This window comes from Chitinivibrio alkaliphilus ACht1 (genome assembly GCF_000474745.1).
Classification (GTDB): Bacteria; Fibrobacterota; Chitinivibrionia; order Chitinivibrionales; family Chitinivibrionaceae; genus Chitinivibrio; species Chitinivibrio alkaliphilus.
Window position 1 is genome coordinate 16,377 of the sequence record NZ_ASJR01000015.1, and the last position, 23,172, is coordinate 39,548.

General features: G+C 43.6%; 38 protein-coding genes and 1 pseudogene. 36 read left to right on the forward strand and 3 right to left on the reverse strand.

Annotated elements, in window-relative coordinates; translation table 11 throughout:
• The first annotated feature begins 6 nt into the window (after positions 1-6).
• The 28 genes and pseudogenes from rpsJ (at position 7) to rplQ (ending at position 12,794) form a co-directional block, all read left to right on the forward strand.
• Entirely contained in the window at positions 7-315 is a 309-nt protein-coding gene (rpsJ, locus tag CALK_RS08195) for a 30S ribosomal protein S10 (RefSeq protein ID WP_022637211.1), read from the forward strand.
• 22 nt (positions 316-337) lie between these two features.
• Positions 338-970 (forward strand): 50S ribosomal protein L3, encoded by a 633-nt coding sequence (gene rplC / locus CALK_RS08200; protein WP_034637476.1) that lies wholly within the window; start codon positions 338-340, stop codon positions 968-970.
• A 10-nt stretch (positions 971-980) separates the two neighbouring features.
• Complete coding sequence (rplD, locus tag CALK_RS08205; RefSeq protein ID WP_022637213.1) at positions 981-1,613, forward strand: 50S ribosomal protein L4; 633 nt, start codon at positions 981-983, stop codon at positions 1,611-1,613.
• Entirely contained in the window at positions 1,606-1,893 is a 288-nt protein-coding gene (locus tag CALK_RS08210) for a 50S ribosomal protein L23 (protein ID WP_022637214.1), read from the forward strand. The genes rplD and CALK_RS08210 overlap by 8 nt, the downstream gene beginning before the upstream one ends.
• Before the next feature lie 20 nt (positions 1,894-1,913).
• Positions 1,914-2,738, forward strand: a complete 825-nt coding sequence (gene rplB, locus CALK_RS08215; protein WP_022637215.1) for a 50S ribosomal protein L2 — start codon at positions 1,914-1,916, stop codon at positions 2,736-2,738.
• Between the two features lie 10 nt (positions 2,739-2,748).
• On the forward strand, positions 2,749-3,021 hold the full coding sequence (gene rpsS, locus CALK_RS08220) for a 30S ribosomal protein S19 (RefSeq protein WP_022637216.1): 273 nt from the start codon (positions 2,749-2,751) through the stop codon (positions 3,019-3,021).
• A gap of 5 nt (positions 3,022-3,026) precedes the next feature.
• Positions 3,027-3,377, forward strand: a complete 351-nt coding sequence (gene rplV, locus CALK_RS08225) for a 50S ribosomal protein L22 (RefSeq protein WP_052569221.1) — start codon at positions 3,027-3,029, stop codon at positions 3,375-3,377.
• Positions 3,378-4,022 carry a 30S ribosomal protein S3 gene (gene rpsC, locus CALK_RS08230; protein WP_022637218.1) on the forward strand — a complete coding sequence of 215 codons (645 nt, stop codon included), beginning with the start codon at positions 3,378-3,380 and terminating at the stop codon, positions 4,020-4,022.
• A gap of 30 nt (positions 4,023-4,052) precedes the next feature.
• On the forward strand, positions 4,053-4,466 hold the full coding sequence (rplP, locus tag CALK_RS08235) for a 50S ribosomal protein L16 (protein WP_022637219.1): 414 nt from the start codon (positions 4,053-4,055) through the stop codon (positions 4,464-4,466).
• 7 nt (positions 4,467-4,473) lie between these two features.
• Entirely contained in the window at positions 4,474-4,665 is a 192-nt protein-coding gene (gene rpmC / locus CALK_RS08240) for a 50S ribosomal protein L29 (RefSeq protein WP_022637220.1), read from the forward strand.
• Between the two features lie 22 nt (positions 4,666-4,687).
• Positions 4,688-4,945 (forward strand): 30S ribosomal protein S17, encoded by a 258-nt coding sequence (rpsQ, locus tag CALK_RS08245; protein WP_022637221.1) that lies wholly within the window; start codon positions 4,688-4,690, stop codon positions 4,943-4,945.
• 20 nt (positions 4,946-4,965) lie between these two features.
• Positions 4,966-5,334: a 50S ribosomal protein L14 gene (gene rplN, locus CALK_RS08250; RefSeq protein WP_022637222.1), complete on the forward strand. Its 369-nt coding sequence runs from the start codon at positions 4,966-4,968 to the stop codon at positions 5,332-5,334.
• A 13-nt stretch (positions 5,335-5,347) separates the two neighbouring features.
• Entirely contained in the window at positions 5,348-5,662 is a 315-nt protein-coding gene (rplX, locus tag CALK_RS08255) for a 50S ribosomal protein L24 (RefSeq protein ID WP_022637223.1), read from the forward strand.
• The gene (gene rplE / locus CALK_RS08260; protein WP_022637224.1) at positions 5,659-6,216 is read left to right on the forward strand and encodes a 50S ribosomal protein L5; all 558 of its coding nucleotides are present in this window, start codon (positions 5,659-5,661) and stop codon (positions 6,214-6,216) included. Before rplX ends, rplE begins: the two co-directional genes overlap by 4 nt.
• Before the next feature lie 11 nt (positions 6,217-6,227).
• Entirely contained in the window at positions 6,228-6,413 is a 186-nt protein-coding gene (locus tag CALK_RS12580) for a type Z 30S ribosomal protein S14 (RefSeq protein WP_081698078.1), read from the forward strand.
• Between the two features lie 18 nt (positions 6,414-6,431).
• The gene (rpsH, locus tag CALK_RS08265) at positions 6,432-6,827 is read left to right on the forward strand and encodes a 30S ribosomal protein S8 (RefSeq protein WP_022637225.1); all 396 of its coding nucleotides are present in this window, start codon (positions 6,432-6,434) and stop codon (positions 6,825-6,827) included.
• Between the two features lie 14 nt (positions 6,828-6,841).
• Positions 6,842-7,375: a 50S ribosomal protein L6 gene (rplF, locus tag CALK_RS08270; RefSeq protein WP_022637226.1), complete on the forward strand. Its 534-nt coding sequence runs from the start codon at positions 6,842-6,844 to the stop codon at positions 7,373-7,375.
• 29 nt (positions 7,376-7,404) lie between these two features.
• Complete coding sequence (rplR, locus tag CALK_RS08275; protein WP_022637227.1) at positions 7,405-7,767, forward strand: 50S ribosomal protein L18; 363 nt, start codon at positions 7,405-7,407, stop codon at positions 7,765-7,767.
• Between the two features lie 12 nt (positions 7,768-7,779).
• Positions 7,780-8,259 (forward strand): 30S ribosomal protein S5, encoded by a 480-nt coding sequence (gene rpsE, locus CALK_RS08280; protein WP_022637228.1) that lies wholly within the window; start codon positions 7,780-7,782, stop codon positions 8,257-8,259.
• 11 nt (positions 8,260-8,270) lie between these two features.
• The gene (gene rpmD, locus CALK_RS08285) at positions 8,271-8,459 is read left to right on the forward strand and encodes a 50S ribosomal protein L30 (protein WP_022637229.1); all 189 of its coding nucleotides are present in this window, start codon (positions 8,271-8,273) and stop codon (positions 8,457-8,459) included.
• A 2-nt stretch (positions 8,460-8,461) separates the two neighbouring features.
• Positions 8,462-8,923: a 50S ribosomal protein L15 gene (rplO, locus tag CALK_RS08290; protein ID WP_022637230.1), complete on the forward strand. Its 462-nt coding sequence runs from the start codon at positions 8,462-8,464 to the stop codon at positions 8,921-8,923.
• Positions 8,916-10,262 carry a preprotein translocase subunit SecY gene (secY, locus tag CALK_RS08295; RefSeq protein WP_022637231.1) on the forward strand — a complete coding sequence of 449 codons (1,347 nt, stop codon included), beginning with the start codon at positions 8,916-8,918 and terminating at the stop codon, positions 10,260-10,262. The genes rplO and secY overlap by 8 nt, the downstream gene beginning before the upstream one ends.
• Positions 10,255-10,473, forward strand: coding sequence for a translation initiation factor IF-1 (gene infA / locus CALK_RS08300; protein ID WP_022637232.1), 219 nt, complete (start codon positions 10,255-10,257; stop codon positions 10,471-10,473). The genes secY and infA overlap by 8 nt, the downstream gene beginning before the upstream one ends.
• Before the next feature lie 10 nt (positions 10,474-10,483).
• The gene (gene rpmJ, locus CALK_RS12585) at positions 10,484-10,603 is read left to right on the forward strand and encodes a 50S ribosomal protein L36 (protein ID WP_081698079.1); all 120 of its coding nucleotides are present in this window, start codon (positions 10,484-10,486) and stop codon (positions 10,601-10,603) included.
• A 13-nt stretch (positions 10,604-10,616) separates the two neighbouring features.
• Positions 10,617-10,976, forward strand: a complete 360-nt coding sequence (gene rpsM / locus CALK_RS08305) for a 30S ribosomal protein S13 (RefSeq protein WP_022637233.1) — start codon at positions 10,617-10,619, stop codon at positions 10,974-10,976.
• A gap of 34 nt (positions 10,977-11,010) precedes the next feature.
• Positions 11,011-11,364: pseudogene (gene rpsK, locus CALK_RS08310) on the forward strand (30S ribosomal protein S11); the annotation flags it as partial.
• A gap of 22 nt (positions 11,365-11,386) precedes the next feature.
• Entirely contained in the window at positions 11,387-12,370 is a 984-nt protein-coding gene (locus CALK_RS08315) for a DNA-directed RNA polymerase subunit alpha (RefSeq protein ID WP_022637236.1), read from the forward strand.
• 34 nt (positions 12,371-12,404) lie between these two features.
• Complete coding sequence (gene rplQ / locus CALK_RS08320) at positions 12,405-12,794, forward strand: 50S ribosomal protein L17 (protein ID WP_022637237.1); 390 nt, start codon at positions 12,405-12,407, stop codon at positions 12,792-12,794.
• 15 nt (positions 12,795-12,809) lie between these two features.
• On the opposite strand, the gene miaA is transcribed toward rplQ, so the two are convergent.
• A complete protein-coding gene (gene miaA, locus CALK_RS08325) occupies positions 12,810-13,739 on the reverse strand; it encodes a tRNA (adenosine(37)-N6)-dimethylallyltransferase MiaA (protein ID WP_022637238.1) in 930 nt (309 codons plus the stop codon).
• Between the two features lie 90 nt (positions 13,740-13,829).
• On the opposite strand from miaA, the gene CALK_RS08330 reads away from it, so the two are divergent.
• The 8 genes from CALK_RS08330 (at position 13,830) to CALK_RS08360 (ending at position 21,926) form a co-directional block, all read left to right on the forward strand.
• The gene (locus tag CALK_RS08330; RefSeq protein ID WP_022637239.1) at positions 13,830-14,375 is read left to right on the forward strand and encodes a hypothetical protein; all 546 of its coding nucleotides are present in this window, start codon (positions 13,830-13,832) and stop codon (positions 14,373-14,375) included.
• Entirely contained in the window at positions 14,372-15,466 is a 1,095-nt protein-coding gene (locus tag CALK_RS08335; RefSeq protein WP_022637240.1) for a tetratricopeptide repeat protein, read from the forward strand. The genes CALK_RS08330 and CALK_RS08335 overlap by 4 nt, the downstream gene beginning before the upstream one ends.
• 9 nt (positions 15,467-15,475) lie before the next feature.
• Positions 15,476-16,864, forward strand: a complete 1,389-nt coding sequence (gene der, locus CALK_RS08340) for a ribosome biogenesis GTPase Der (RefSeq protein WP_022637241.1) — start codon at positions 15,476-15,478, stop codon at positions 16,862-16,864.
• Positions 16,861-17,880, forward strand: a complete 1,020-nt coding sequence (locus tag CALK_RS08345) for an NAD(P)H-dependent glycerol-3-phosphate dehydrogenase (protein WP_022637242.1) — start codon at positions 16,861-16,863, stop codon at positions 17,878-17,880. The genes der and CALK_RS08345 overlap by 4 nt, the downstream gene beginning before the upstream one ends.
• 6 nt (positions 17,881-17,886) lie before the next feature.
• The gene (locus CALK_RS12900; RefSeq protein WP_022637243.1) at positions 17,887-18,045 is read left to right on the forward strand and encodes a hypothetical protein; all 159 of its coding nucleotides are present in this window, start codon (positions 17,887-17,889) and stop codon (positions 18,043-18,045) included.
• Between the two features lie 12 nt (positions 18,046-18,057).
• Positions 18,058-18,495, forward strand: a complete 438-nt coding sequence (locus CALK_RS08350; protein ID WP_155851834.1) for a PAS domain-containing protein — start codon at positions 18,058-18,060, stop codon at positions 18,493-18,495.
• 85 nt (positions 18,496-18,580) lie between these two features.
• Positions 18,581-21,022: an FAD-dependent oxidoreductase gene (locus CALK_RS08355; RefSeq protein WP_022637245.1), complete on the forward strand. Its 2,442-nt coding sequence runs from the start codon at positions 18,581-18,583 to the stop codon at positions 21,020-21,022.
• Between the two features lie 100 nt (positions 21,023-21,122).
• On the forward strand, positions 21,123-21,926 hold the full coding sequence (locus tag CALK_RS08360) for a hypothetical protein (RefSeq protein WP_022637246.1): 804 nt from the start codon (positions 21,123-21,125) through the stop codon (positions 21,924-21,926).
• Here CALK_RS08360 and CALK_RS08365 read toward each other — a convergent pair.
• Together CALK_RS08365 and CALK_RS08370 are read right to left on the reverse strand one after the other, a co-directional pair.
• Positions 21,910-22,440, reverse strand: a complete 531-nt coding sequence (locus CALK_RS08365; RefSeq protein WP_022637247.1) for an 8-oxo-dGTP diphosphatase — start codon at positions 22,438-22,440, stop codon at positions 21,910-21,912. The two genes, CALK_RS08360 and CALK_RS08365, sit on opposite strands and share 17 nt — an antisense overlap.
• A complete protein-coding gene (locus CALK_RS08370) occupies positions 22,421-23,143 on the reverse strand; it encodes a tRNA threonylcarbamoyladenosine dehydratase (RefSeq protein ID WP_022637248.1) in 723 nt (240 codons plus the stop codon). Before CALK_RS08370 ends, CALK_RS08365 begins: the two co-directional genes overlap by 20 nt.
• Positions 23,144-23,172: the final 29 nt, after the last annotated feature.

Genomic DNA, 23,172 nt, shown 5'->3' on the forward strand with positions numbered 1-23,172 from the left:
GATAAGGTGACAGGCGAAAAAATTAGGATACGATTAAAGTCTTTTGATCACAGTATTCTTGATAAGTCAGCTTCTGATATTGTGCGGACTGCTAAAGGTGCCGGTGCCAGAATTTCTGGTCCGGTTCCTCTTCCGACAAAGAAGACTGTCTATACTGTGAATCGTTCACCTCACGTGAATTCAAAATCTCGTGAGCAGTTTGAGACACGGGTTCATAAGCGTCTTATTGATATTGTGGAATCAACCCCTCAAACGGTTGACTCTCTCATGAAGCTTGATCTGCCCGCTGGTGTAGACGTAGAAATAAAAGTGTGAACTAAAGGTAGGTTGAATTAGGATGCATGGACTATTAGGAAAGAAAATAGGCATGACCCGCATTATTGACCCTGAAACCGGAGTCGTCATTCCAGTTACGGCTATTGATGTTTCCGGGAACGTGGTGTTGCAGCGAAAGCGTGCTGACGTTGATGGGTATGAGGCGGTGCAGGTTGGTTTTGAGGCAGTGAAAGAGAAATCTGTTTCGAAGGCAGAGGCGTGTCATGCAAAAAAGTATGGTTCAGATCCGGTGCGCCACATACGGGAGTTTCCCGTTGATGCGTCTGAAGAACTTACTCCTGGCCAAGAGCTTGGGGTAGATGTTTTTAAAAATGCGTCTTTTGTGGATGTGACGGGTGTGACTAAGGGTCGTGGTTTTGCCGGTACCGTAAAGCGGTATGGGTTTGCTATCGGGCGGATGACGCACGGTAATACCAACAAGAGAGCACGTGGTTCTGTTGGTGCTGGTTCAGATCCGTCGCGTGTGTTTCCCGGGTTGAAAATGGCTGGGCAGTACGGTAATCAGCAGAAGACGACCATTGGGTTAGAGTTGGTTTCTGTGGATGCTGAGAAGAATCTGATTTTTGTGAAGGGATCTGTGCCCGGACGCAAAAACGGTCTGCTAAGCATTAGAAAAAACGTAGTAAAGGGTTAGGCGAAGAATAATGGAAGCAAAAGTGTATGATGTAAACGGTGTTGAAAAAAGCTCTGTTTCACTACCTGAAGCTGTATTCGGGTGTGAAGTGAATGAGGCTCTTGTTCATACTGTTGTGAAAGCCTATCTTGCAAATCAGCGTCAGGGTACTGCGAAGACGAAGGGGCGTTCTGAAGTGAGCGGTGGTGGCCGTAAACCCTTTCGTCAAAAGGGTACTGGTCAAGCACGTGCTGGTTCGAACACTTCTCCTCTGTGGATTCGTGGTGGTAAAGCTCATGGAGCTCAACCTCGTGATTACCGTCAGGGTCTCACAAAGAAGATGCGTCGTGGCGCCTTGGTGAGTGCTTACTCTGCTCGGGCAAGTGAAGAGAATGTGGCTGTTCTTGATGGTGCTGATTTTGTCGAGCCGAAGACTTCTCTATTTGCAGGTTTTCTTGACAAGATTGGGTTTTCAGGCAAAAAAGTTCTTGTTGTTATTTCAGATGACAGTAGGAATGTATATTTGTCGGGTCGAAATGTAAAGGGTGTTACTCTGCGCAGATACTGTGATGTATGTACCTATGATGTGGTGCATGCAGACAAAGTTTTGTTTGTAAATGAAGACCTGGTAAACAAGGTCGAAGGAGTAGTAAAAGGTGAGTAGACTCCATTCTATAATCAGTGCCCCTCTCATAACAGAAAAAACTGTAGAGCAGCAGCAAGAAGGCAAGTATGCCTTTAAGGTTCGGAAAGATTCAACTAAGGTTGAAATTAAGGAAGCTGTAGAGAAGCTCTTTGATGTGACTGTTGTGAGTGTGAATACTGCGAATTATACAGGAAAAACAAAGCGCGTTGGTCGCTCTGTTGGTAAGCGATCAGACTGGAAAAAGGCATATGTCCAGCTCCAGGATGGTGAGAGTATTAAAGAATTTGGTGAATTATAACATTAGGCGGAAGGAAATCAATGGCTATCAAAAGTTTTAAGCCGAAAAGTCCTACCCTTCGTTATAAGCGAATCCTGGACAAGAGTGAGCTTTGCAAAGATGCTCCTTGGAAGAGCTTGACAGCTCCAAAGAAGAGTACTGCCGGACGAAATGATTCCGGTCGTATCACTTCTCGGTTTCGCGGCGGAGGTCACAAGCAAAAGTATCGTATTGTTGACTTTAAAGGTAATAAGCACGGTGTTCCCGGTGTTGTAGAACGGATCGAATATGATCCTAATCGTACGGCAAATATTGCCCTTGTCAAATATGCTGATGGTGAAAGACGATATACCCTTGCCACATTAAACATGTATGTAGGAATGGAAATTATTGCAGGAGAAAACGTAGAGCCCAAAGAAGGCAATCGTCTTCCCCTAGGTAAGATTTATCCTGGGTATGATGTGTGTAATGTGGAAATGAGAGAAGGTAACGGTGGGAAAATGGTTCGCAGTGCGGGTACATTTGCCACGGTAGTTGCTAAGGATGGTGATAAGGTACAGCTTCGTCTCCCCTCTGGAGAAATTCGCGCTTTTAGAGAAACACTCTATGCGACAGTTGGTCAAGTAAGTAATGTTGATCATATGAATGAGGTAGGCGGTTCGGCTGGCCGGTCACGATGGAAAGGTAGAAAACCCCATGTTCGCGGTGTTGTGATGAACCCCGTGGATCACCCAATGGGTGGTGGTGAAGGGAAAACATCTGGTGGTGGACATCCCGTATCACCTTGGGGCAAGAAAGCCAAGGGACAGAAGACACGTAAGCGTGGAAAAGCTTCTGATAAATATATCGTAAAGAAAAGAAAATAAGGGTAGAAAAATGTCAAGATCAATTAAGAAAGGGCCATTTGTAGATGAACATCTTGCAAAAAAGGTCCGTAGTGCAGTAGAAAATGATGAGAAGTCTGTGATTAAGACATGGTCTCGTCGTTCTACTATTTTGCCTGAGTTTGTCGGTTTGACTTTTTCAGTACATAACGGTAATAAGTTCGTACCTGTGTATGTAACGGAGAATATGGTGGGGCATAAGCTTGGCGAGTTTGCGCCAACCCGCTCATTTCGCGGACATGCCGGAAGCGTTGCAAGGAGGTAATGGTGATGGAAGCAAAAGCTTTAGCAAAATATATCCGTTCCTCTGCCCAAAAATGCCGTTTAGTCGCTGATGAAGTACGAGGTAAGAAAGTTGGTGATGCCTTAAATCTTCTACGTTATTCTATGCAGAAAAAGGTATCTCTTGATGTAGAGAAAGTTATTCGTTCCGCTGTGGCAAATCTCGAAGAGATGAACTCAGATGTGAATGTGGATGTGGAAAACCTTGTAGTTCGGACTATTCAGATTGATGAAGGTCCAACCTTAAAGCGGTTTCGTCCTCGTGCACAAGGAAGAGCGGGAAGAATAAACAAACGTATGTGTCACATTAAGGTTACCGTTTCGAGCGAGGAGGCATAGTTGGGTCAGAAGGTTAGTCCAATAGGATTTCGATTAGGATATAATAGAGAGCACGAGTCAATTTGGTATAGTGATGATAAGTTCGCTGATAATCTAAAAGAAGACGAGTTGGTTCGTGGATATTTGGCAAAACGAATTGGTCAAGCGGGCTTGTCGCGGGTGTATATCGAACGTACTGCGAGTAAAGTTACTGTTACAATTTGTGCATCTCGTCCCGGTATTGTAATCGGGCGTAAAGGCTCAGAAGTTGAAAAGCTGAAGGCTGAGTTGCAGCGTATTACTGGCAAGGACGTACATATCAATGTTCGGGAAGTGAAAAAGCCCGAGATTGATGCGCAGCTTGTTGGTGATAATATTGCAGCACAGATTGAGCGTCGAATCTCGTATAAGCGTGCGGCCAAAAAGGCAATTCAAACAGCAATGCGTCTTGGTGCTGATGGTATAAAGATCCGTATTGCCGGTCGTTTGAACGGTTCAGATATTGCTCGCGGGGAAACCTATGGTGAGGGTCGAGTGCCTTTGCATACTCTTCGTGCAGATGTTGATTTTGCCTACTCCCGTGCATCGACACAGTACGGTGTTATTGGTATTAAAACATGGATTTGCAAGGGTGAAAAATTCTCCTTGAAGTCAAACAATAGCTAACTATGATTTGGAAAAAGGACAAAATATAAAATGCTTTCACCGAAAAAAGTAAAATGGCGTAAGCAGCAGCGTGGCCGAATGAGAGGTAAGGCTTCTCGTGGAAACAGAGTTTCCTTTGGGGAGTATGGTATTCAGGCCCTTGAGTGTGGGTGGATAACTTCTCAGCAGATTGAGGCATGCCGGGTTACCATAATGCGGACTCTCAAACGGGGCGCAAAGCTATGGATTCGGGTATTTCCTCATAAGTCGGTTACTGCTACTGCAGCGGAAACACGTATGGGTAAAGGTAAGGGTTCTCCAGAGTATTGGGTTGCTGTTGTAAAGCCTGGTACAATGATGTTTGAGCTTGCAGGTGCAAGCCATGAGAACTCCACGAAGGCTTTAAAGCTTGCTATGGATAAGCTGCCTATTAAAGCCCAGTTTGTTAAAAATGAAAATAGCTGAGGTGTATATGAAATCTGAAGAGTTAAGAGGTCTTTCTGTAGATTCTCTTGAGGAAAAGATAGGTGAGTTAGAGGATGAGTATTTCCAGCTCCGTTTCAAAAAAGAGATGGGACAGTTGGAAAATCCTCTTCAGCTTCGGGAAAAAAGAAGAGTTATTGCACGTGCAAAGACGATTCTTACAGAAAAAAGTAACGCTTAGGGTAGACTAATTGGAGAAAGTAATGGCTGAAAGAAATAATCGGAAAACACGAAACGGTGTAGTAACCAGTGCTAAGGCTGATAAAACTATTGTCGTGAATGTTCAGCGTCAGGTGGTACACCCTAAGTATGGTAAGATGGTGCGACTGAATAAGAAGTACAAGGCTCACGATGAACACAATACGTGTAATGAAGGTGATACTGTACGGATTATGGAAACGCGTCCGTTGTCTCGAACCAAGCGGTGGCGCCTTGTTGAGATCATCGAAAAAGCTCAGTAGCTGAGAGATACGAGGATATAATGTTACAAGTTGGATCAAAAATAAAAGTTGCCGACAACTCCGGTGCAAAGGTTGTTAAGTGCATTAAGGTGTTGGGCGGTGCAAAAAGACGTTATGCCAGACTAGGTGATGTCATTGTTGTGGCCGTACAGAGTGCTTCCCCTGGTGCGAATGTTGCAAAGGGTTCCGTGCAAAGAGCAGTAGTTGTAAGAACCGCCAAGGAATTTGGCCGTCGAGATGGTTCTTTTATCAAATTTAGTGATAATGCTGCGGTAATTATTAACGAGAATGGTGAAATGAAGGGGACACGCATTTTTGGTCCCATCGCTCGTGAGCTCCGTGAAAAAGGGCTTATGAGAATTGTTTCGCTTGCACCGGAAGTTCTTTGATAAGGAGAACAGAATGTTTAGAATAGTTAAGGGTGATACAGTTCAAGTTATTTCGGGGTCTGAAAAAGGTAACCGGGGTAAAGTAATTGAGCTGACCAAGGATAAAAATAAGGTAAAGGTTCAGGGCCTCAATATGGTTAAACGCCATGTGAAGCCTTCACAATCTAATCCTGAAGGTGGAATTATTGAAAAGGAAGCCTTCCTTCACATTTCAAATGTGATGATAGTAGATCCTAAGTCGGATAAACCGACACGGATTGGGGCTGGGTACGATAAAGATGGAAAAAAAGTAAGAGTAGCACAGGTATCTAAGGAGCAGTTAGATTGAGTACTGTAGCAAATAAATCTCGTCTTGAAGTAGCCTATGATAAAGATATTAAACTGGCTCTGAAAGAAGAGATAGGACAATCAAGTGTAATGGCCGTTCCTAAGCTTGACAAAATTGTTGTCAATATGGGTGTTGGTAATGCTACTCAGGATAAGAAATTATTGGAAGATGCACTCTACACTCTTACCATGATTTCAGGACAAAAGCCTGTGGTTACTACGGCACGTAAGGCGATTTCAAATTTTAAGTTGCGTGTTGGTATGCCCATCGGGTGTAAAGTGACTCTCCGCGGTAAACAGATGTACGAATTTTTCGATCGTCTCGTTTCTGTGGCACTTCCCCGAGTAAAGGATTTTCGTGGGATTTCTCCTAAATCCTTTGATGGGCAGGGTAATTATACTCTCGGTATTGAGGAAAATATTGTTTTCCTTGAAGTTGATCGCGATAAAATTTCCCGTATCATGGGTATGGATATTACGATCTGTACCACTGCAACTACTGACAATGACGGAAAAGCTCTTCTTGCGAAGATGGGCATGCCGTTTCGGAAGTAAAGAGGTTTGTTTTGGCTAAAAAAGCATTAGTAGAAAAATGTGAAAAAAAGCAGAAGTTTAATGTTCGTGAGTATAATCGGTGCAACAGATGCGGAAGACCTCGTGGATACATGAGAAAATTCGGTATTTGCAGAATCTGTTTTAGAGAACTTGCGAGCGCTGGAAAAATTCCCGGTGTGGTAAAATCCAGCTGGTAGATTGGTAAGGAGAAAAACATGGTAACTGATCCTATAGCGGATATGTTTACAATAATACGGAATGGGGTACGGGCAGGTCGTCGCTCTGTTTCTATACCTGCTTCTCGTGTAAAAAAAGAGATTACTGATCTCTTGAGCAGCAATGGGTTTATCTCGAAATATGCCTTTGTTGACGATGGAGTACAGGGTGAGATTAAGATTTTGCTGAAGTACGATGATCGTGAACGTGCTGCTATTCAAGATATTCAGCGGGTGAGCAAACCGAGCCGAAGAGTATACTCCTCTGCCGATGAGCTTCCACGTGTACTTGGTGGTTTAGGGATGTGTATTGTCTCTACCAACAAGGGTGTTATGTCTGATTACCAATGTCGTAAAGAGAATGTTGGTGGTGAAATCTTAGGAAAAATCTGGTAACCGGGGAGATTACATTGTCTCGAGTAGGAAAAAAAATAATATCGATTCCTGAAGGTGTTACCGTTACCCTTGACAAAGCGACTGTTTTTGTCAAGGGGCCAAAAGGTGAGCTTTCTCAGGAAGTTTTTGATGGATATACAGTGCAGATAGATGGTTCTACTGTTTCAGTGGTTGCTGACGGAGAAGATAAATCCTATTTCCCCAAGTGGGGGCTTCTCACTCGCCTTATTGAGAATATGGTGACAGGAACGTCCGTAGGGTTTTCAAAGCAGCTTGTCGTGGATGGTGTTGGGTATAAATCTGCTGTTAAAGGAGATGTTCTCACCATTAATGCGGGTTTTTCACATCCTTTTATGTATAAAGCTCCTGAGGGAGTGGCATTTCAGGTTGAGGGAAATACTGTAACAGTATCCGGCTATGATAAACAGGTTGTTGGACAGGTAGCAGCTGAAATACGGGCAATTCGTCCTCCTGAGCCATATAAAGGCAAGGGTATTCGCTATGCTGACGAACATATTATCCGCAAAGAAGGTAAAACCAGTGCCTAGTTAGGCCCTGTGTTAATCAAGGTATATATATGGCGAAATTAAGCAAAAACGCAAAAAGAAAAAAACGAGCATTTCGGGTTCGGAAAAAGATTACCGGGACCGCAGAGAGACCCCGTTTGAGTATCTTTCGAAGCAATAAGAATTTTTCTGCGCAAATTATCGATGATATGAAGGGCGAAACTCTGTGTTCAGCCAGTAGTCTGGATGCGAAAATTTCTTGTGATGGGAAAACCAAAACAGAAATTTCGCAAGCCGTTGGTGCATTACTTGCCGAAAAGGCGAAAGAAAAAAATATTACCACCGTCGTGTTTGACAAGAACGGATTTCCCTTTACCAGCAATCGGGTGAAGATGTTCGCAGATGCTGCACGGGATCAGGGTTTGCAATTTTAATGGAGGCTATCCTTGGCTGAAAATAAAACGACTGAACTGAAAGACAGTTTGATAAATATTAATCGTGTATCAAAGGCTGTAAAGGGCGGGCGAAATTTTGGTTTCGCAGCGCTTGTTGCAGTCGGTGATGAAAATGGTACCATAGGACTTGGCTCTGGTAAAGCTTCGGAAGTTGCTGATGCAATCAAAAAAGCAGTGGATGATGCAAAGAAAAATCTCTTTAAAGTAGCCGTGGTTGACGGTACTATTCCACACCAGGTGGAAGGGCGTTTTGGATCTGGTCATGTGTTCATGAAGCCGGCAGCAAAAGGTACCGGTGTGATCGCCGGTGGGCCTGTTCGTATTGTTCTCGAGCTGGCGGGTGTACAGAATATCCTTACCAAAAATCTTGGAAGCCGTAATTTCTACAATGCTTCTAAGGCAACACTGGAAGGCCTGCTTTCTTTGAGAACCAAAGAAGAGATTGAAAAACTTCGTGGTGTATCGCTGTAAAGGAGTGAAGCATGGCAACAAAGATTAAGATTACAAAAACAAAGAGCGACATAGGAAGCTCTCAGCGTCAAAAAGATACCTTAAAGGCGCTTGGGCTGGGACGGATGCTTTCTTCCACCGTGAAGGAAAATAGCGATTGCATACGTGGAATGGTTAATAAGGTTTCACACCTTGTTAGCGTAGAAGAAGTGGAGGCGTAATAATGCTTAAACTGAATGAACTTCATCCGGTTGATGGTGCGGTGAAAAAGAAGAAACGTGTTGGACGCGGTAATGGTAGCGGTTTAGGCAAAACAGCAGGCCGGGGTCATAATGGTGCCCGTTCACGGAGTGGATATACGCAAAAGCCCTATTTTGAAGGTGGACAGCTTCCTATTATAAAACGTCTACCAAAACGTGGGTTTACAAGTCCCTTCAAGAAATCCTATCAGGTTGTTAACCTTACTGATATAGAGCGAGTTGCTACGGCAACCGGTTTAACAGAGTTTACTCTCGAATCCATGGTTGGGTGCGGTTTGGTTAAAAATGAGAAGAAGCTTGTAAAGATTCTTGGTGAAGGAACATTGTCAACCAGCGTAACCGTTTTGGCTGACGCTTTTTCGAAAAGTGCTCAGGAGAAAATTAGTAAGGCTGGTGGAAAGGCTGAGGTGGTAGACCGTGCTTGATACATTTATAAACATGTTTAAGGTACCGGAACTCCGCAAACGCTTGGGTTTTACTGTTCTGATGATATTAATATACCGTGTGGGAGCTCATATTCCCACACCTGGTATAGATATCCAGGCTTTGTCCAATGTCTTTGAGCAAGCAAGGCAGGGGGGTGCTGGTGGTTTACTGGATATGTATGACATGTTCGTTGGAGGGGCCTTTGAAAAAGCAACAATCTTTGCCCTCGGCGTAATGCCGTACATAAGTGCGTCCATTATTGTTCAGCTCTTGGGAACGGTTTTTCCGTATTTCCATAAATTACAAAAAGAAGGCGCTGAAGGAAAGAAAAAGATCACTCAGATTACTCGCTATTTAACCCTCGTAATTGCCTTAGTCCAGGCAGTTGGTGCGAGTCTCTTTCTTGCAGGACGCCCCGGAGGACATGATATCGTCATGGGATCTCTTTCGGGACTCCAGTTTGTACTTTTGACTACCTTAAGTTTAACAACGGGGACACTTTTTGTTATGTGGCTTGGGGAGCGAATTACCAATAGCGGGATCGGGAATGGTATTTCCCTCATGATTCTTATCGGTATTATTGCGACTATGCCTCATGCAACAATTAATGTTCTTTCGGATGTTCAGTCTGGTACAATGCATGTTTTTCGAGCAGGTCTTATATTGGCGATTATACTCGCCCTTACAGCATTTATTGTGTTTGTACATCAAGCGACGCGACGTATCCCTATTCAATCGCCAAAGCGATCTGTTGGGGGTGGTGTTACAGGAGGGCAAAATACTGTACTTCCTCTTCGCTTGAACATGGCGGGGGTAATCCCAATTATTTTTGCCTCTTCTGTTATGATGCTTCCAGGTTTTGTTTTTGGTGTGTTTCAAAATAATGAAGGTTTCCTTGGCAATGTTGTGAATACGTTAAGCCCTTATTTTCAGATGGGTGGTTTCTACTATTCCCTCTTTTTTGCTTTGATCATAATTTTCTTTACTTATTTTTACACAGCGATTATATTTAACCCGGTTGACATAGCAGAGAATTTAAAACGTTCTGGTGGTTTTATCCCCGGAATAAAGCCCGGATATGATACGTCGCAGTATCTAAGTGGTGTGCTCAATCGAATTACACTCCCCGGGTCTGTATTCCTTGCATTTGTTGCCATTGTTCCATTTATGTTACGCGGCGCCATGGGCGTTCAGTTTTATTTAGGTGGAACAAGTATCCTCATTGTTGTAGGTGTTGCCATAGATACATTACAGCAAATTGAGTCGAAGCTTCATGCAAGAAATTATAGTGGATTTATGAAAAAGGGATCCTTGAAGGGAAGAATTTCCAATGGCTAAACAGGAAAATATTCAGGTTGAGGGTAAGGTTGTTGAAACGTTACCTAATGCAAAGTTTAAGGTTGAATTAGATAACGGCCATGTGATTGATGCGCATATCTCCGGAAAAATGCGGATGTTTTATATTCGTATTCTTCCCGGTGATAAGGTATTGGTTGAGCTATCCCCCTATGACCTAAACCGAGGTAGAATTACCTACAGGTATAAGTAAGGAGATTATTGTGAAAGTTAGGGCGTCAGTAAAGAAAATTTGTGATGACTGTAAAATTATAAGAAGAGAAGGCGTTGTTCGGGTAATCTGTAAGAAGAACCCACGTCATAAACAGCGTCAAGGCAAGTAAAAAAGGAGAAAATGTGGCTCGAGTTGCTGGTGTAGATATACCTGATAATAAAAGAGCGATCATATCGCTTACGTATATTTTCGGCGTTGGTAAGAGTACAGCGGCTGAAGTTCTTAAAAAAGCCGGTGTGAGTGAAGATGTAAAGGTAAAAGAGCTTGAAGAGGCAAAGCTTGATGAAATTCGTAACCTTCTTGAGGAGTACCAAACAGAAGGTGAATTGCGTACCAAAGTTCGTATGGACATTAAACGTCTAATGGATATTGGTTCGTATCGCGGAGAACGTCATAAAAGAAGATTGCCCCTTCGTGGTCAGAAGACTAAGACCAATGCTAAGACAAGTAAAAACGTAAAAGATTGTTTTAAAAAATTGTGAAAAGGTTTTTAAAATATGGCAATAAAGAAAATAAAAGAAAGTTCCTGCTTCCGGTATCGTTCATATCCGGGCAACTTTTAATAATACTATTGTTAATGTTTCTGATACAGATGGAAACATTCTGGCCTGGAGCACTCCTGGTAAAACAGGGTTTAAGGGTTCACGTAAGAGTACAGCCTTTGCTGCTCGTGTTGCCGCAGAAGAAGTGTCTGAAGCAGCGTTTTACAAGGGAATGAAAACTGTGGAGATTCACGTTCGTGGAGTCGGTAATGGTCGTGAAGGTGCTATCAAAGCAGTAGCTGCAGCTGGTCTTAAGGTAACTGCGATAAAAGATCTTACGGCTGTGCCCCATAACGGGTGTAGACCTCCCAAAAAACGTAGAGTGTAGAAGTTAACATCGGAGAAAATAGATGAAGTGGAAATCACTTTTGATGCCCAAGGGCATAACTGTTGAAAATCCTAATGATATCCCGAATTATGGCAAGGTAATTGTTGAACCTCTCGAGCGGGGGTGGGGACATACTATCGGAAATGGGCTTCGCCGAGTAATGCTCTCTTCTCTGCAGGGTGCTGCTGTGACATCAATACGTATTGATGGAGCTCTTCACGAATTTTCCACCGTTTCCGGTGTAAAAGAAGATGTTACCGATATTATTCTGAATATTAAGAAGCTACGCCTTCGTTTGATTGCGGATGAGCCGCAAACTTTGAAGGTTAACTTGAAGGGGTCTGGTGTTGTAACTGCTGGAGACATTGAGGATAATCCTAATGTAGACGTTTTAAATCCCGATCTTGTTCTTGCTACAGTAAATGAGGATGCAGATTCTTCTATCGAAATGTACGTTTATGATGGAAAAGGGTATGTTGCATCAGATGAGAATAAGAAAGAGGATGACGATATTACTTCGATTCCCATTGACGCTATTTTTTCTCCGGTAACCCGTGTAAACTATGCCGTGGAAAGTATTCGGGTTGGGCAACGAGCCGATTTGGATAAACTCGTCATGGACGTATGGACCGATGGGTCTTTGTCAATTCATGAAGCTGTTGGGTATAGCGCAAAGATTTTTTATGACCATCTTGATCGCCTTATCAATATTGACGCCAAATTTGAGTCGATTGAAGAGGAAGTGGTAGATGAGAAAACAGAGAAATTGCGACAGTTGCTTCTTACCAAAATTGATGACCTTGAATTGTCCGTTCGTTCAAACAATTGTCTCCGTGCGGCGAATATCCGAACTCTTGCTGATCTCGTGAGAAATCAAGAGTCAGATATGTTGAAGTATAAAAACTTTGGAAGAAAATCTCTTGTTGAGCTCAATCAAGTCCTCGCTGATAAGGGTCTTGCCTTCGGCATGGATATTGATGACATTATGGGTGACGACGAAGAATAAACAAATTTGTGAAATTAACAAATAGGATCGAATAATGCGTCATTTAAAGGCTGGAAGAAAACTTAACAGAACGGCAAGCCACCGTAAAGCTATGTTTGGCAACATGGCGGCTTCTTTGTTCAAACATGAGCGTATAACCACTACTTTGCCCAAGGCAAAGGAATTGCGTGGTGTTGCAGAGCGGTTGATTACTCACGGTAAAAAGGGTAATTTAAACGGTGTGCGGAGTATTGCAAAGGTGATTAAAGACAAGAAACTCATTCATAAAATCACTGCTGATATTGCTCCCGGATATGCTGACAGAAACGGTGGATATACACGTATTCTGAAGCTTGGGCCTCGCAAAGGAGATAAGGCTGAAATGGCTATTATTGAACTTGTGGGACGGAGTACATCAGTATCAGAAGAGCCTGCTGAGCAGTAGATTTATGTTCAGATTCTAGGATGGAGATATCCATCCTTCTGCAATGAGTACATCTGTAGCCTCCCTCAGGGAGGCTTCTTTTATGGGGTGAAGCGTAAATCCGCGACGTTCCATCCCTCGAAACCAAGTTCGCTGGCGTTTTGCAAACTGTCTGATACGTATCGAGAGCAGTTCACGCATCCGCTCTTTGGAGTATTTGCCAGATATATAGTCTCCAATAATCCGATACTCCAATCCTAATAAATGAAGACGTTCCAGGGGTATTCCACGTGAAATGAGCTCCTGTACCTCTTCAACCATCCCCTCAGAAAGTCGTTGGTCAATACGTGCCTCAATGCGTTCTATAAGTTTATTTCTATCCCATTCGATAGAAAGTATCAAGGGGTGAGTTTCTACGAAAGAATCGCTACTGTACCGTAGAGGCGAATGCCGTCTATATTTGCCAATTTCTAAGGCACGAATAATTCGTTTACTACTTGATAGATCTGTATTCTTTGCCAAGTCAGGATAGTTTGAGATGAGGGTACGGGAGAGCTCCTCCTTGGAATACTCCATGAACCGCTGACGAAAGGAAGGATTTTCAGGGACATTGGGAATTTTATAGCCGCGTAGAATCGCCTCTATGTACAGTCCTGTACCACCACATACTATTGGATGGTTATACTGTTCTCGTCGAAGTATTGAATAGGCTGATTCAACATAATCATAGAGAGTGAAAACCGTTTCTGGCTCAGTGATGTCAATCATTTCATAGGGAATAGCTGTTCCTTTGTACCAATATTCTGATAAGTCTTTTCCAGTTCCAAGGTCAAGTCCGTGGTATACTTGTCGAGAATCGGCAGAGATAATTGTACTCCCTAAAATGTGTGCCAATTTTACCGCGAGAGATGTTTTTCCCGAGGCTGTTGGCCCAAGTAACACAAGAATGTTATTTTTTTCTGACACGTTTCTATTTCTCCCCTTGGATTTTTCTTTTGCTATGCTATAATATACATTACCCGTACTATTGTAACCCCACACAAGTAGAAGAGTTGCATGGAACAAAATGAGATAAAAAATTCGTATTGGGATGTTATTCTCAATCTTATAGAAAAGACTCTTGAAGAAGATAAAAATAATATTAAGGGAGTAATCTCTAAATTTAAGCTTCTTATTGATTTTGCTATTGCGCCTCAACAACTCTCTCATGTGGAAAACGCGCCCTACCCTGATCCTGAGGAATTAAAAAAGCTTCATGGTCTGCGATTTTATTATGTATCAGATTGGATTATTGAGATTATTGATATTTTCACCATGGTTGAGGAAAAACGTGATATCCTCGATAATTTACGCCATTTAAAAACAGCCCTGGCAGAAATTGAAGATAAGATTAAGGAGCGTCAGCAGGAGCGCTATGATTATTTACGTGGGGTTATTGATTTCTCCAGTGAAGGGGCGTATTTAGCCCGTCGGGTGTTAATGAGCCTTCCCCGTGTTGATGATGTACGATATACGGCTATATACAAAAATGAAAAAACCGCGAGTGGTACCTACTTTAATGTGAACGAAAAAAAGAGTTTGCCGGTGAACGTATTTGGGTGATAAAACAGGATCGAAAAATCGAAGAGATGATGCGTCAGATAGAAGATCGCCGAGATCGGCTTGAAGCACGCCGTCACTTTGAATCTGTGGCAACTCTTTTGCAAGATAAGCTTCGCATAGAACGAGCAATTGATCGTTTACGGAGAAAACTGATAGATATCAGTAATGAGGTAGATGGAATTTCCGGAGCTGTTCTTGGAACCACCATTCGAAACAATATGATACGTATTCGCCATCTTTTTGAAAAGAATCTCGAAGCAATAAAAGGAAGTAGTGGGTTTTTCTATAATTACGATGAGAATTTTATTTCTATCCGTGAGGTATATGACGTCTTTCGCCATATTATCGAGTTTATTCAAACAATTTTTGATAATAAGTATGTTACGGCCATGGGGGCTCCAAAAATCCTCATAATTCCGGGAAATGGAAACACTTTATACGATTATCGAGAGAATCTTTTTGTGGTGCCTCTTACTCCAGTAAGCGATTTAGAGACATCCATAACGGCAGGAATCAGCCAATATATTCGTCACTATAATTATTCAAGATCGCTTATTCATGAGTTTAACCAGCTTTTTAACGATGGGGCTATCCATAAAGAAGAAAATGAAATAGAACGGTTTAATACACATTTGGCAAAATGGCTTTTCTCAGAGTATCGTGGGTTTAAAGTGTTTGATAAGCCGATACGAGAGTATTTTACTACCTACTTTTCCCCACAAAAAGGACTAATCTACTGCCCCATAGAACTACTGCCTGGTGTTAAAACACCGCAACAGGAGAATTTATTCATAAAAGATATTAAGGTAGATGTGAATCTGGGAGATCCTTCTCCGGAAAATATTTGGTATATCTCAATTATCGAATATCGTCGGGGACGCTTAAAAAAATGCAGGAATTATTTAAAAAAGCTGATACGTACAACTTCAGAGTATATTTTTGCGTATTATAATTTGGGCATTGTCTGCCAGGAACTTCGTGAAACGAAGGAGGCCGAACAGTATATGACTCAATTTATTGAGAAAAGTGAGCCTTCGTGGTGGACGATTCAGGCAAAACACTTTTTAAACAGCAAAAATGAAACTACATGAGAGGTACGCGTGGAACATTTACCCGTCGTGGCTATCGTTGGAGCTCCCAATGTGGGAAAATCCACGCTATTTAATCGTATTATTCGCAGAAAGATAGCCGTTATTGATGACATGCCTGGTGTTACACGGGATCGTAATTATATAGATTCTGTATGGAATGGAGTCCGGTTTACCTTGGTAGATACAGGCGGGATTATTCCTGACACCAAAAAAGAGCTGGATCTTGAAGTTAATAGGCAGGTTGAGATAGCTCTTGAAGAAGCTGATGTTGTTGTTTATCTTGCTGATGCACAGCAGACTCCAACCTATGCCGATATTGAAATTGCGGCACGGCTACGTCGTGGTATGAATGAAGAACAGATTCTTCTTGCCGTAAATAAGTGTGATACCCGTGATGCAGAGTTGACTATTCCCTCATTTTGGGAATTAGGTGTGGGGAAACCCTATGCCATATCAGCGGCCCATGGTCAGGGGGTCGCGCATTTTCTTGATCGTGTTGTGGAGCGTCTCCATAAAAATTATGATTCTAAGGGGACATACCACTCGTATTCACTCAGTGTTGCTGTGATTGGTCGCCCCAATGCGGGGAAGTCATCCTTGGTAAACGCGCTGTTACAAAATGAGAGAACCATTGTGAGTGAAGTTGCTGGAACAACCCGAGACTCCATTGATACTGTTTTTGAGTATGAAGGTGAGGCCGTAAAACTTATTGATACGGCGGGGTTGCGTAAGAAAGCACGGGTAAAGGAGAGTGTTGAGTATTATTCAAATCTCCGTACGTTGCGCAGTATTTACCGTGCGGATGTTTGCTTATTGTTAATGGATACCACAGAACCACTCACAACCCAAGATATGCGAGTTATACGCCGGGTTAAACATGATAATCGCGGCTTGATTCTTATTTGGAATAAGTGGGATCTTATCGAAAAGAATTCAAAAACCTTCGATATACTCGTAAAAGAGACTCGCGCGTCCTTTCCTGAACTCCACAATATCCCCATGATTTCCATTTGCGCTCTTTCAGGGTTGCGGGTACAACGTGTACTTGACATGGCCTTTGCGGTACAAAAGTCCCTGAATAGACGAATACCACGGTATGAGTTGGAACGTGCCTTTGAATGGTGGGTGAAAACCAACCCCCATCCGTACACGGTGGGAGAAAAAATAAAATTCTTCAGTATTAAACAGGAAAAAACAAACTATCCTCATTTCATCGTGTTTTGCACGAATCCTCATCGTATGACCGATGCGTATTGCAATTATTTACGCAATAAATTGGTGAGTACCTTTGATTTTACGGGTACCTTTGTTAAACTCGATTTCAGACTTCCAGGAAAGGCTCGTAATCGTGGGGGCGATGAGGATGTGACCGGTTTTGTGAAGGAGTATACCCTATGAACGTCGGAATTCTTGGTGCGGGAAGTTGGGCCATTGCCCTTGCGTCACTCATAGGAAGTCGTGGTCATGCGGTCTCTCTTTGGGAGTATAATCGCGACGAAGCAGAAATGATTCGGCAGAAACGAGAGCACCCTGTGAAACTTCCGGGGGTCTTTCTTGATCCGTCCATAGAGATTACTTCACGCGTAGAGGATCTCTTTGAACCAGTTCCCGATATTATTATCATTGCAGTACCGACACAATTTGTTCGGGCCGCTCTTGCTGCTGTATGGAAGGGGGTTCCACGAGAGACCCTTGAAATGGTCGGTGGTTGGCTTATTGTTTCGAAGGGGATTGAAAATAGCAGTAACGCCCTTCTTACGGATGTACTGAAAGATACGATTCCTGTCTGTACTGATGACACCATTGCGGTCCTTTCCGGTCCGTCTCATGCAGAAGAGGTGGGGCGTGGGGTTCCTACCACAGTCGTTGCCGCTTCGCAAAATGAAGGCTTTGCAGAAACAATTCAAGAGTATTTCTCAACCCGCTTTTTTCGTATTTATACAAATACCGATATTGTTGGCGTGGAACTTGCCGGAAGTGTTAAAAATGTCATTGCCCTTGCAGCTGGTATTTGTGATGGTCTTTCCTTTGGAGATAATACCAAGGGGGCTCTTTTGACACGGGGTATGGTTGAAATGGCACGGTTAGGACAAGCCCTCGGGGCGAGTGAACATACTTTTAGCGGCCTTGCCGGCTTTGGCGATCTTATTACAACCTGTTTTTCTCAACATAGTCGTAATCGGCGAATGGGAGAACTGCTTGCCTCCGGTAAAAGTTTAGCCCAAGCCCTTGAAGAAATGACCATGGTGGCGGAGGGGGTAACAACGGTAACGTCGCTACATGAGTTATCGAAAAAGCATGGTGTTGATATGCCCATAACAGAAAAAATCTACGAAGTGCTGTATTCAGGGGTTTCTCCCGAACAGGCGGTCATGGATCTCATGTGTCGAACCCACAAGCCAGAACGGTACTGAAATAGTATGCAAAAAAGCATCTTTTCTTTTTTTCAAGAAGAACTTAAAGCGTCGCATATCCCATGGTGGGAGTGGGATCTTCTCACAAATAAGGTCGTTACAAGCCCCTTAAAAGTAACCATGCTCGGGTATGGGCCGGATGAGTTTGTCGGATGCGGCTACTAAGCATTCACGGATTTGCTTCATCCGGAGGATTATCCCCGTGCCATGGATGCCATGGAAAAGTATCTTCGGGGTGACGCTTCTCTCTACCGTATTGATTATCGCATTCGTGATGTGTATGGAGAGTACCATTGGTATATGGACCGCGGGGTATGGCAAACGCGTGATGCTGCAGGGAGAATATCCTCAATGCTCGGAGTTGTTATTGACCTTGGGTCATATATTGCCAATGATGCATTTATTCCAGCTATTCGAAAGCTGGTACATGCGGCTGTCCAAGGAACAGATACACCCCGACTCTGTGTACAGTGCGGAAGTCTTCATACATCTTCGGGGCAATGGGCTCTGGTTGAAGAGGAGGTCTTGGAACAATTTCCTCAAGTTGTTGTATCCCATACCATTTGTCCTTCATGTATCCGAAAGCTGTATCCTGAGTTAGCTGATCACGTATAATTTTTTGGCATGTTCTGTGCTTTCTTGCACTGAAGTGTTTTCTAAGATACTCTGTATATGTACCAATAACAGAATGGAGTTGTAAATGGGCAAGAAAATAGTTGTTGTGGGTGGTGTTGCTGGTGGTGCAAGTTTTGCAGCGAGAATGCGACGTTTAGATGAAACCGCTGAGATCATTCTCTTTGAGAAGGGAGAGTATATCTCCTTTGCCAATTGTGGATTACCCTATCATATCGGTGAGACTATTCCTGAGCGGGATGCTTTGATTGTACAAACTCCAGAGAGCTTTTCCGCACGATTTGGTGTTGATATTCGGACAGGAAGCACGGTTCTTGGAGTAAATCCTGAGAAAAAAGAGATTCAGATTTCCAGACCAGACGGAGAGTATACTGAAAGTTATGAATACCTTCTCCTTTCGCCGGGGGCATCGCCGATACGACCTCCCTTGCCCGGCATAGATCTTGATGGGATTCACACCCTACGAACAATTCCTGATATGGATGCTATTAAGGCGCAGGTTGATGAGCAGAACGTGCAGAATGCTGTTGTGATTGGTGGGGGCTTCATTGGGCTTGAAACGGCTGAAAATCTGCGCCATCGCGGTGTATCCGTATCCCTAGTAGAATTGCGTGATCAGGTGTTTGTTCCTGCAGACCAAGAGCTTGCCCACGTACTCCATGAACACCTTCGTCTTCATGGTATTAAGCTCTTTTTAGAAGATGGTGCGCAGGAGTTCCGTGAAGATGGAGATGCCCTTTCAGTAGTATTGCAAAGTGGTACAACCCTACAGGCAGACATGGTTATTCTTGCCATAGGGGTAAAACCTGATACGGCGTTTCTGGAAGATTCTGGGATAGAGCGCTCGAAAACCGGTGCGGTGGTGGTTACGAAAACAATGCAGACAAATTATGATAATATCTTTGCTGTGGGAGATGCCGTAGAAGTACGTGAGTTTATTTCTAAGAAGGCTGTGTCAATCCCCTTGGCCGGCCCTGCAAATAGACAGGGGCGCATTGCTGCTGACTGTATCGCCGGGATAAAGAGCACGTATAAAGATACACAGGGAACATCGGTGTGTAAGATATTTGATTTGACCGCTGCCGTAACCGGAGTAAATGAGAAAAATGCTCGTGCGTGGGGTATTCCATTTACAAAAATATATACACATTCTGCGAACCATGCTTCGTATTATCCGGGAGCATATCAAATGTCTGTGAAAACTCTTTTTGATCCTGCAACGGGGAAAATTATTGGAGCCCAAATTGTGGGTAAAGAAGGGGTTGATAAGCGTATCGATGTATTTTCCGTGGCTATTCGGCATGGCTTAACAGTGGATGATCTTGCAGAGTTGGAACTTGCCTATGCTCCTCCCTACGGAAGTGCTAAAGATCCCGTAAATATGGCTGGGTTTGTTGCACAAAATTATCGTGCTGGCCTGAGTGATCTTATGTATGCAGAAGAGGTTCACCATGCGGTGAATCAGGGGAGTATTCTCCTCGATGTGCGGACTTTGGAAGAATATGAGTTGGGGAGTATTGACGGAGCTTTGCATGTTCCCTTGGATGAGCTGAGAACTCGCCGCCACGAGCTGGATAGCACTCGACCAATTATCGTCTTTTGTCAGGTGGGCCTGCGAGGTCATGTTGCCTCTCGCATTCTTTCTCAAGCGGGGTTTTCCGTAAAAAATCTTTCCGGTGGATACAAAACCTACCAATGGTATTATGGTATGGGGGTAGATGCTGCATATGAAGAACCTTTCTCTCAGGGCAGTTGTTCTGCGCCGGACCATGATCCTCAAGAGAAAAAGCCTGACGTATCTATTGATGCTGGGGGAATACAGTGCCCCGGGCCGGTTATGAAGCTACGTGATGCCTTAGCATCTCTTTCTCCGGGACAAATTGTGGAGATACGGGCAACGGAGTCTGGGTTTGTCAAAGATCTTCCTGCATGGTGTTCGCGTACGGGACATCGGCTTGTTTCTCTTACCAATGAAGCGGGGGCCTTTCTTGCCCGCGTTGAGAAAGGGGATGGGGGGGGAGCCACTCTGCCCATGTTGGTGGGAATAAAAAACCATGGTTATTTTTCCAATGATTTTGATCGACTCATGGCCTCATTTATTATTGCAAATGGAGCCGTATCTATGGGAAGCGAGGTGACTCTCTTTTTTACCTTTTGGGGGCTGACGTTGTTGCGAAAAGATTCAAAGGAGAAAATAGAGAAAAAGGGTATGGAGAAAATGTTTTCTGCCATGATGCCTCGGGGGGCAAAAAAAATGCGCCTTTCAAAAATGAATATGGGCGGAATTGGTACGGCACTTATGCGCCGGGAGATGACAAAAAAGCAGGTTTTCTCCTTGGAGCAGCTTATAGAGCAGGCACGTGAAAACGGCGTCAAAATGGTTGCTTGCGCCATGTCAATGGATATTATGGGGATAAAAAAAGAAGAACTTATTGAGGGGATTGAGTTTGGCGGTGTTGCCTCATATCTGAAGGAAGCTGATGAATCATCGTATAATCTTTTTATCTAATACGCCATGGGAGAGCAGCTACTTCACTATTTGGTGATTTTCTTCTGATTACAAGGGTGTACAAAACATATTTTACACGTGCGTAAAAAGGAGATACTGTATGGCAATACTTATTCTAATAGTGGCGATGTTTTTAAGTGGATGTGGCGATTCGACCCCCGTCGGAGGCAGTTCCGGCGGGTATTTTGATGGACCCTACTATGAAGATCCGTATTGGGATGACGGGTGGTATGAAAGCACCCAGTATGTACGTCAATGGAGCGACTACCGTAATGGTACGTACCGTGCGTACTTACGTTCAAGCAGTCATCACGGAGCTTTGCTTCCGGTTAATTTTACATCTGGTAAATATTATTTCGAGGTGAATCCACGGACATCGCATACACGGGGAGGCATATTTGTCTCATATTATGATTATAAGCATCACTATCTTCGTGATAAGAAAATCTATTTACCGAGAGATCAGAATACGGTGTTTGCACTTCCCGGCAATCCTTCTATGGTACAACTTCATCTGGACGATGATTTTTCGGGCGAATTTGATTTTAAAACCTGGCAACGCCGTGGCAGCGATGATGATATTATTATTGTCGACCCAGATTCTCCCTCAAAGTTTAGTTGGGTGTTTAATACGGCAGATTTAGAAAATAATTTTATTCGAAGAAATATCCATTTTTCCCGAAGAAAATACCGGTACTCTATTCAGTCTTCCCATGTACGGAGCACAGGAACAATTCAGATACGTCTATACGGCTATAATGGAGAGGTAATCCATAATCGTGAATTATCCATAAATGGTGATATGAATGACACGAGTAACTTGACTGGAACTCCTCCTCAGTTTATAGAGATTGATTACAACAACTTTTCCGGTACCATGCGCCTCACTATTGAGGAGCTGTAGGAGGAAAGTCAGGAGAGGCGGTTATGGAGAGACTAACCATGGTGTCGTCAGAAAAAATAAATTTCCCCTCCACAAAGCGTCCTTCGAGCATGAGTGGAAGCCAGTATTTATCATCTTCCCACATGTTTTCATAGGGGATCTTTTTGAGGGGACACCAAAAGGGGGTTGCCTCGTCACTTTCTTGAGGGGAACCGGAGAAGGTATTGGTGAAATAAACAAAGGCTTTTATGGAATAGCCATCCTGAAAAATAAATTGTAGCGACGCAACATAGCGAAGGTGTGTGGGCGTCAGAAAGACCTCTTCCTGACACTCTCGTACAGCTGCTTCTTCTGGACTTTCTCCTGCTTCAATTCTTCCGCCCGGAGCGTTGTATTTGCCTGCTCCAAGACCTCGTTTTTTTTCTATAAGCAAAAGATCTCCCCCAGAACGTTGCATGAACACTAGCACTGCTTCATCAACAAAGGGGTAGGTTTCCCAAGATATGTGCGCACAATTAGTTATGGTCTGTTTCATACGATCCTCCTACGCAGTTTGTAATGAGGGCTCCTGCCAAGGTAAATCCGAAAATTCCCGTTATGTGAACCAAGGATCCATTCCCACTCTCTTCAAGGGATGTTTCCATGTTTTTCCCCGGTTCATCACTAAAGACAACGGTGAAATCGAGGGGGATTCTCTGTGCACGTAGTTGTTTTCGAACTACCTTGGCAAGGGGACACCCGTGGGTTTTTTTCATGGTGGAGAGGCGTATTCGAGAGGGGTCTTTTTTTAAGGCCGCTCCCATGGAAGATAAAAGAGTTGCTTCCGATGCAAGACTTTCCCGTATCAGGTGTATTTTATCGGGTACACTATCAATGGCATCAATAATATAGTGATAGTCTGAAAGGGGAAATTGCGGTGCCGAATCCGGGGTATAGCGTTCCATACGGTGGTGTACCTCTGCTGCGGGAGCTATTTCTTTGAGACGGAGAGAAAGGGTTTGGGCCTTTGATTGACCGATGGTGGTTGGAGTGGCGGGAATCTGCCGGTTTATGTTTGATGGTTCAACAACATCGCTATCCACAAGGGTTATATGACCGATTCCAGTACGAATAAGCGCTTCGGCACACCAGCTTCCCACACCGCCGGTTCCAAAAAGGATAACCCGTGTCTTTTGCAATTGGGCAAAGGCGGCTTCTCCCATGGCACGGACGGATCGATTAAATTGACTTGGAATCATCTACCGTACTCCTGAATAGAAAAGGAACA

Excerpts from the sequence above, each read along its gene's own strand:
- rplC (WP_034637476.1), top strand. The coding sequence starts at position 338 with ATGCATGGACTATTAGGAAAGAAAATAGGCATGACCCGCATTATTGAC.
- rplD (WP_022637213.1), top strand. The coding sequence starts at position 981 with ATGGAAGCAAAAGTGTATGATGTAAACGGTGTTGAAAAAAGCTCTGTT.
- rplB (WP_022637215.1), top strand. The coding sequence starts at position 1,914 with ATGGCTATCAAAAGTTTTAAGCCGAAAAGTCCTACCCTTCGTTATAAG.
- rpsS (WP_022637216.1), top strand. The coding sequence starts at position 2,749 with ATGTCAAGATCAATTAAGAAAGGGCCATTTGTAGATGAACATCTTGCA.
- rplV (WP_052569221.1), top strand. The coding sequence starts at position 3,027 with ATGGAAGCAAAAGCTTTAGCAAAATATATCCGTTCCTCTGCCCAAAAA.
- rplP (WP_022637219.1), top strand. The coding sequence starts at position 4,053 with ATGCTTTCACCGAAAAAAGTAAAATGGCGTAAGCAGCAGCGTGGCCGA.
- rpmC (WP_022637220.1), top strand. The coding sequence starts at position 4,474 with ATGAAATCTGAAGAGTTAAGAGGTCTTTCTGTAGATTCTCTTGAGGAA.
- rpsQ (WP_022637221.1), top strand. The coding sequence starts at position 4,688 with ATGGCTGAAAGAAATAATCGGAAAACACGAAACGGTGTAGTAACCAGT.
- rplN (WP_022637222.1), top strand. The coding sequence starts at position 4,966 with ATGTTACAAGTTGGATCAAAAATAAAAGTTGCCGACAACTCCGGTGCA.
- rplX (WP_022637223.1), top strand. The coding sequence starts at position 5,348 with ATGTTTAGAATAGTTAAGGGTGATACAGTTCAAGTTATTTCGGGGTCT.
- rpsH (WP_022637225.1), top strand. The coding sequence starts at position 6,432 with ATGGTAACTGATCCTATAGCGGATATGTTTACAATAATACGGAATGGG.
- rplR (WP_022637227.1), top strand. The coding sequence starts at position 7,405 with ATGGCGAAATTAAGCAAAAACGCAAAAAGAAAAAAACGAGCATTTCGG.
- rpmD (WP_022637229.1), top strand. The coding sequence starts at position 8,271 with ATGGCAACAAAGATTAAGATTACAAAAACAAAGAGCGACATAGGAAGC.
- rplO (WP_022637230.1), top strand. The coding sequence starts at position 8,462 with ATGCTTAAACTGAATGAACTTCATCCGGTTGATGGTGCGGTGAAAAAG.
- infA (WP_022637232.1), top strand. The coding sequence starts at position 10,255 with ATGGCTAAACAGGAAAATATTCAGGTTGAGGGTAAGGTTGTTGAAACG.
- CALK_RS08315 (WP_022637236.1), top strand. The coding sequence starts at position 11,387 with ATGAAGTGGAAATCACTTTTGATGCCCAAGGGCATAACTGTTGAAAAT.
- rplQ (WP_022637237.1), top strand. The coding sequence starts at position 12,405 with ATGCGTCATTTAAAGGCTGGAAGAAAACTTAACAGAACGGCAAGCCAC.
- CALK_RS08330 (WP_022637239.1), top strand. The coding sequence starts at position 13,830 with ATGGAACAAAATGAGATAAAAAATTCGTATTGGGATGTTATTCTCAAT.
- CALK_RS08345 (WP_022637242.1), top strand. The coding sequence starts at position 16,861 with ATGAACGTCGGAATTCTTGGTGCGGGAAGTTGGGCCATTGCCCTTGCG.
- CALK_RS12900 (WP_022637243.1), top strand. The coding sequence starts at position 17,887 with ATGCAAAAAAGCATCTTTTCTTTTTTTCAAGAAGAACTTAAAGCGTCG.
- CALK_RS08355 (WP_022637245.1), top strand. The coding sequence starts at position 18,581 with ATGGGCAAGAAAATAGTTGTTGTGGGTGGTGTTGCTGGTGGTGCAAGT.
- CALK_RS08360 (WP_022637246.1), top strand. The coding sequence starts at position 21,123 with ATGGCAATACTTATTCTAATAGTGGCGATGTTTTTAAGTGGATGTGGC.
- CALK_RS08365 (WP_022637247.1), bottom strand. The coding sequence starts at position 22,440 with ATGAAACAGACCATAACTAATTGTGCGCACATATCTTGGGAAACCTAC.
- CALK_RS08370 (WP_022637248.1), bottom strand. The coding sequence starts at position 23,143 with ATGATTCCAAGTCAATTTAATCGATCCGTCCGTGCCATGGGAGAAGCC.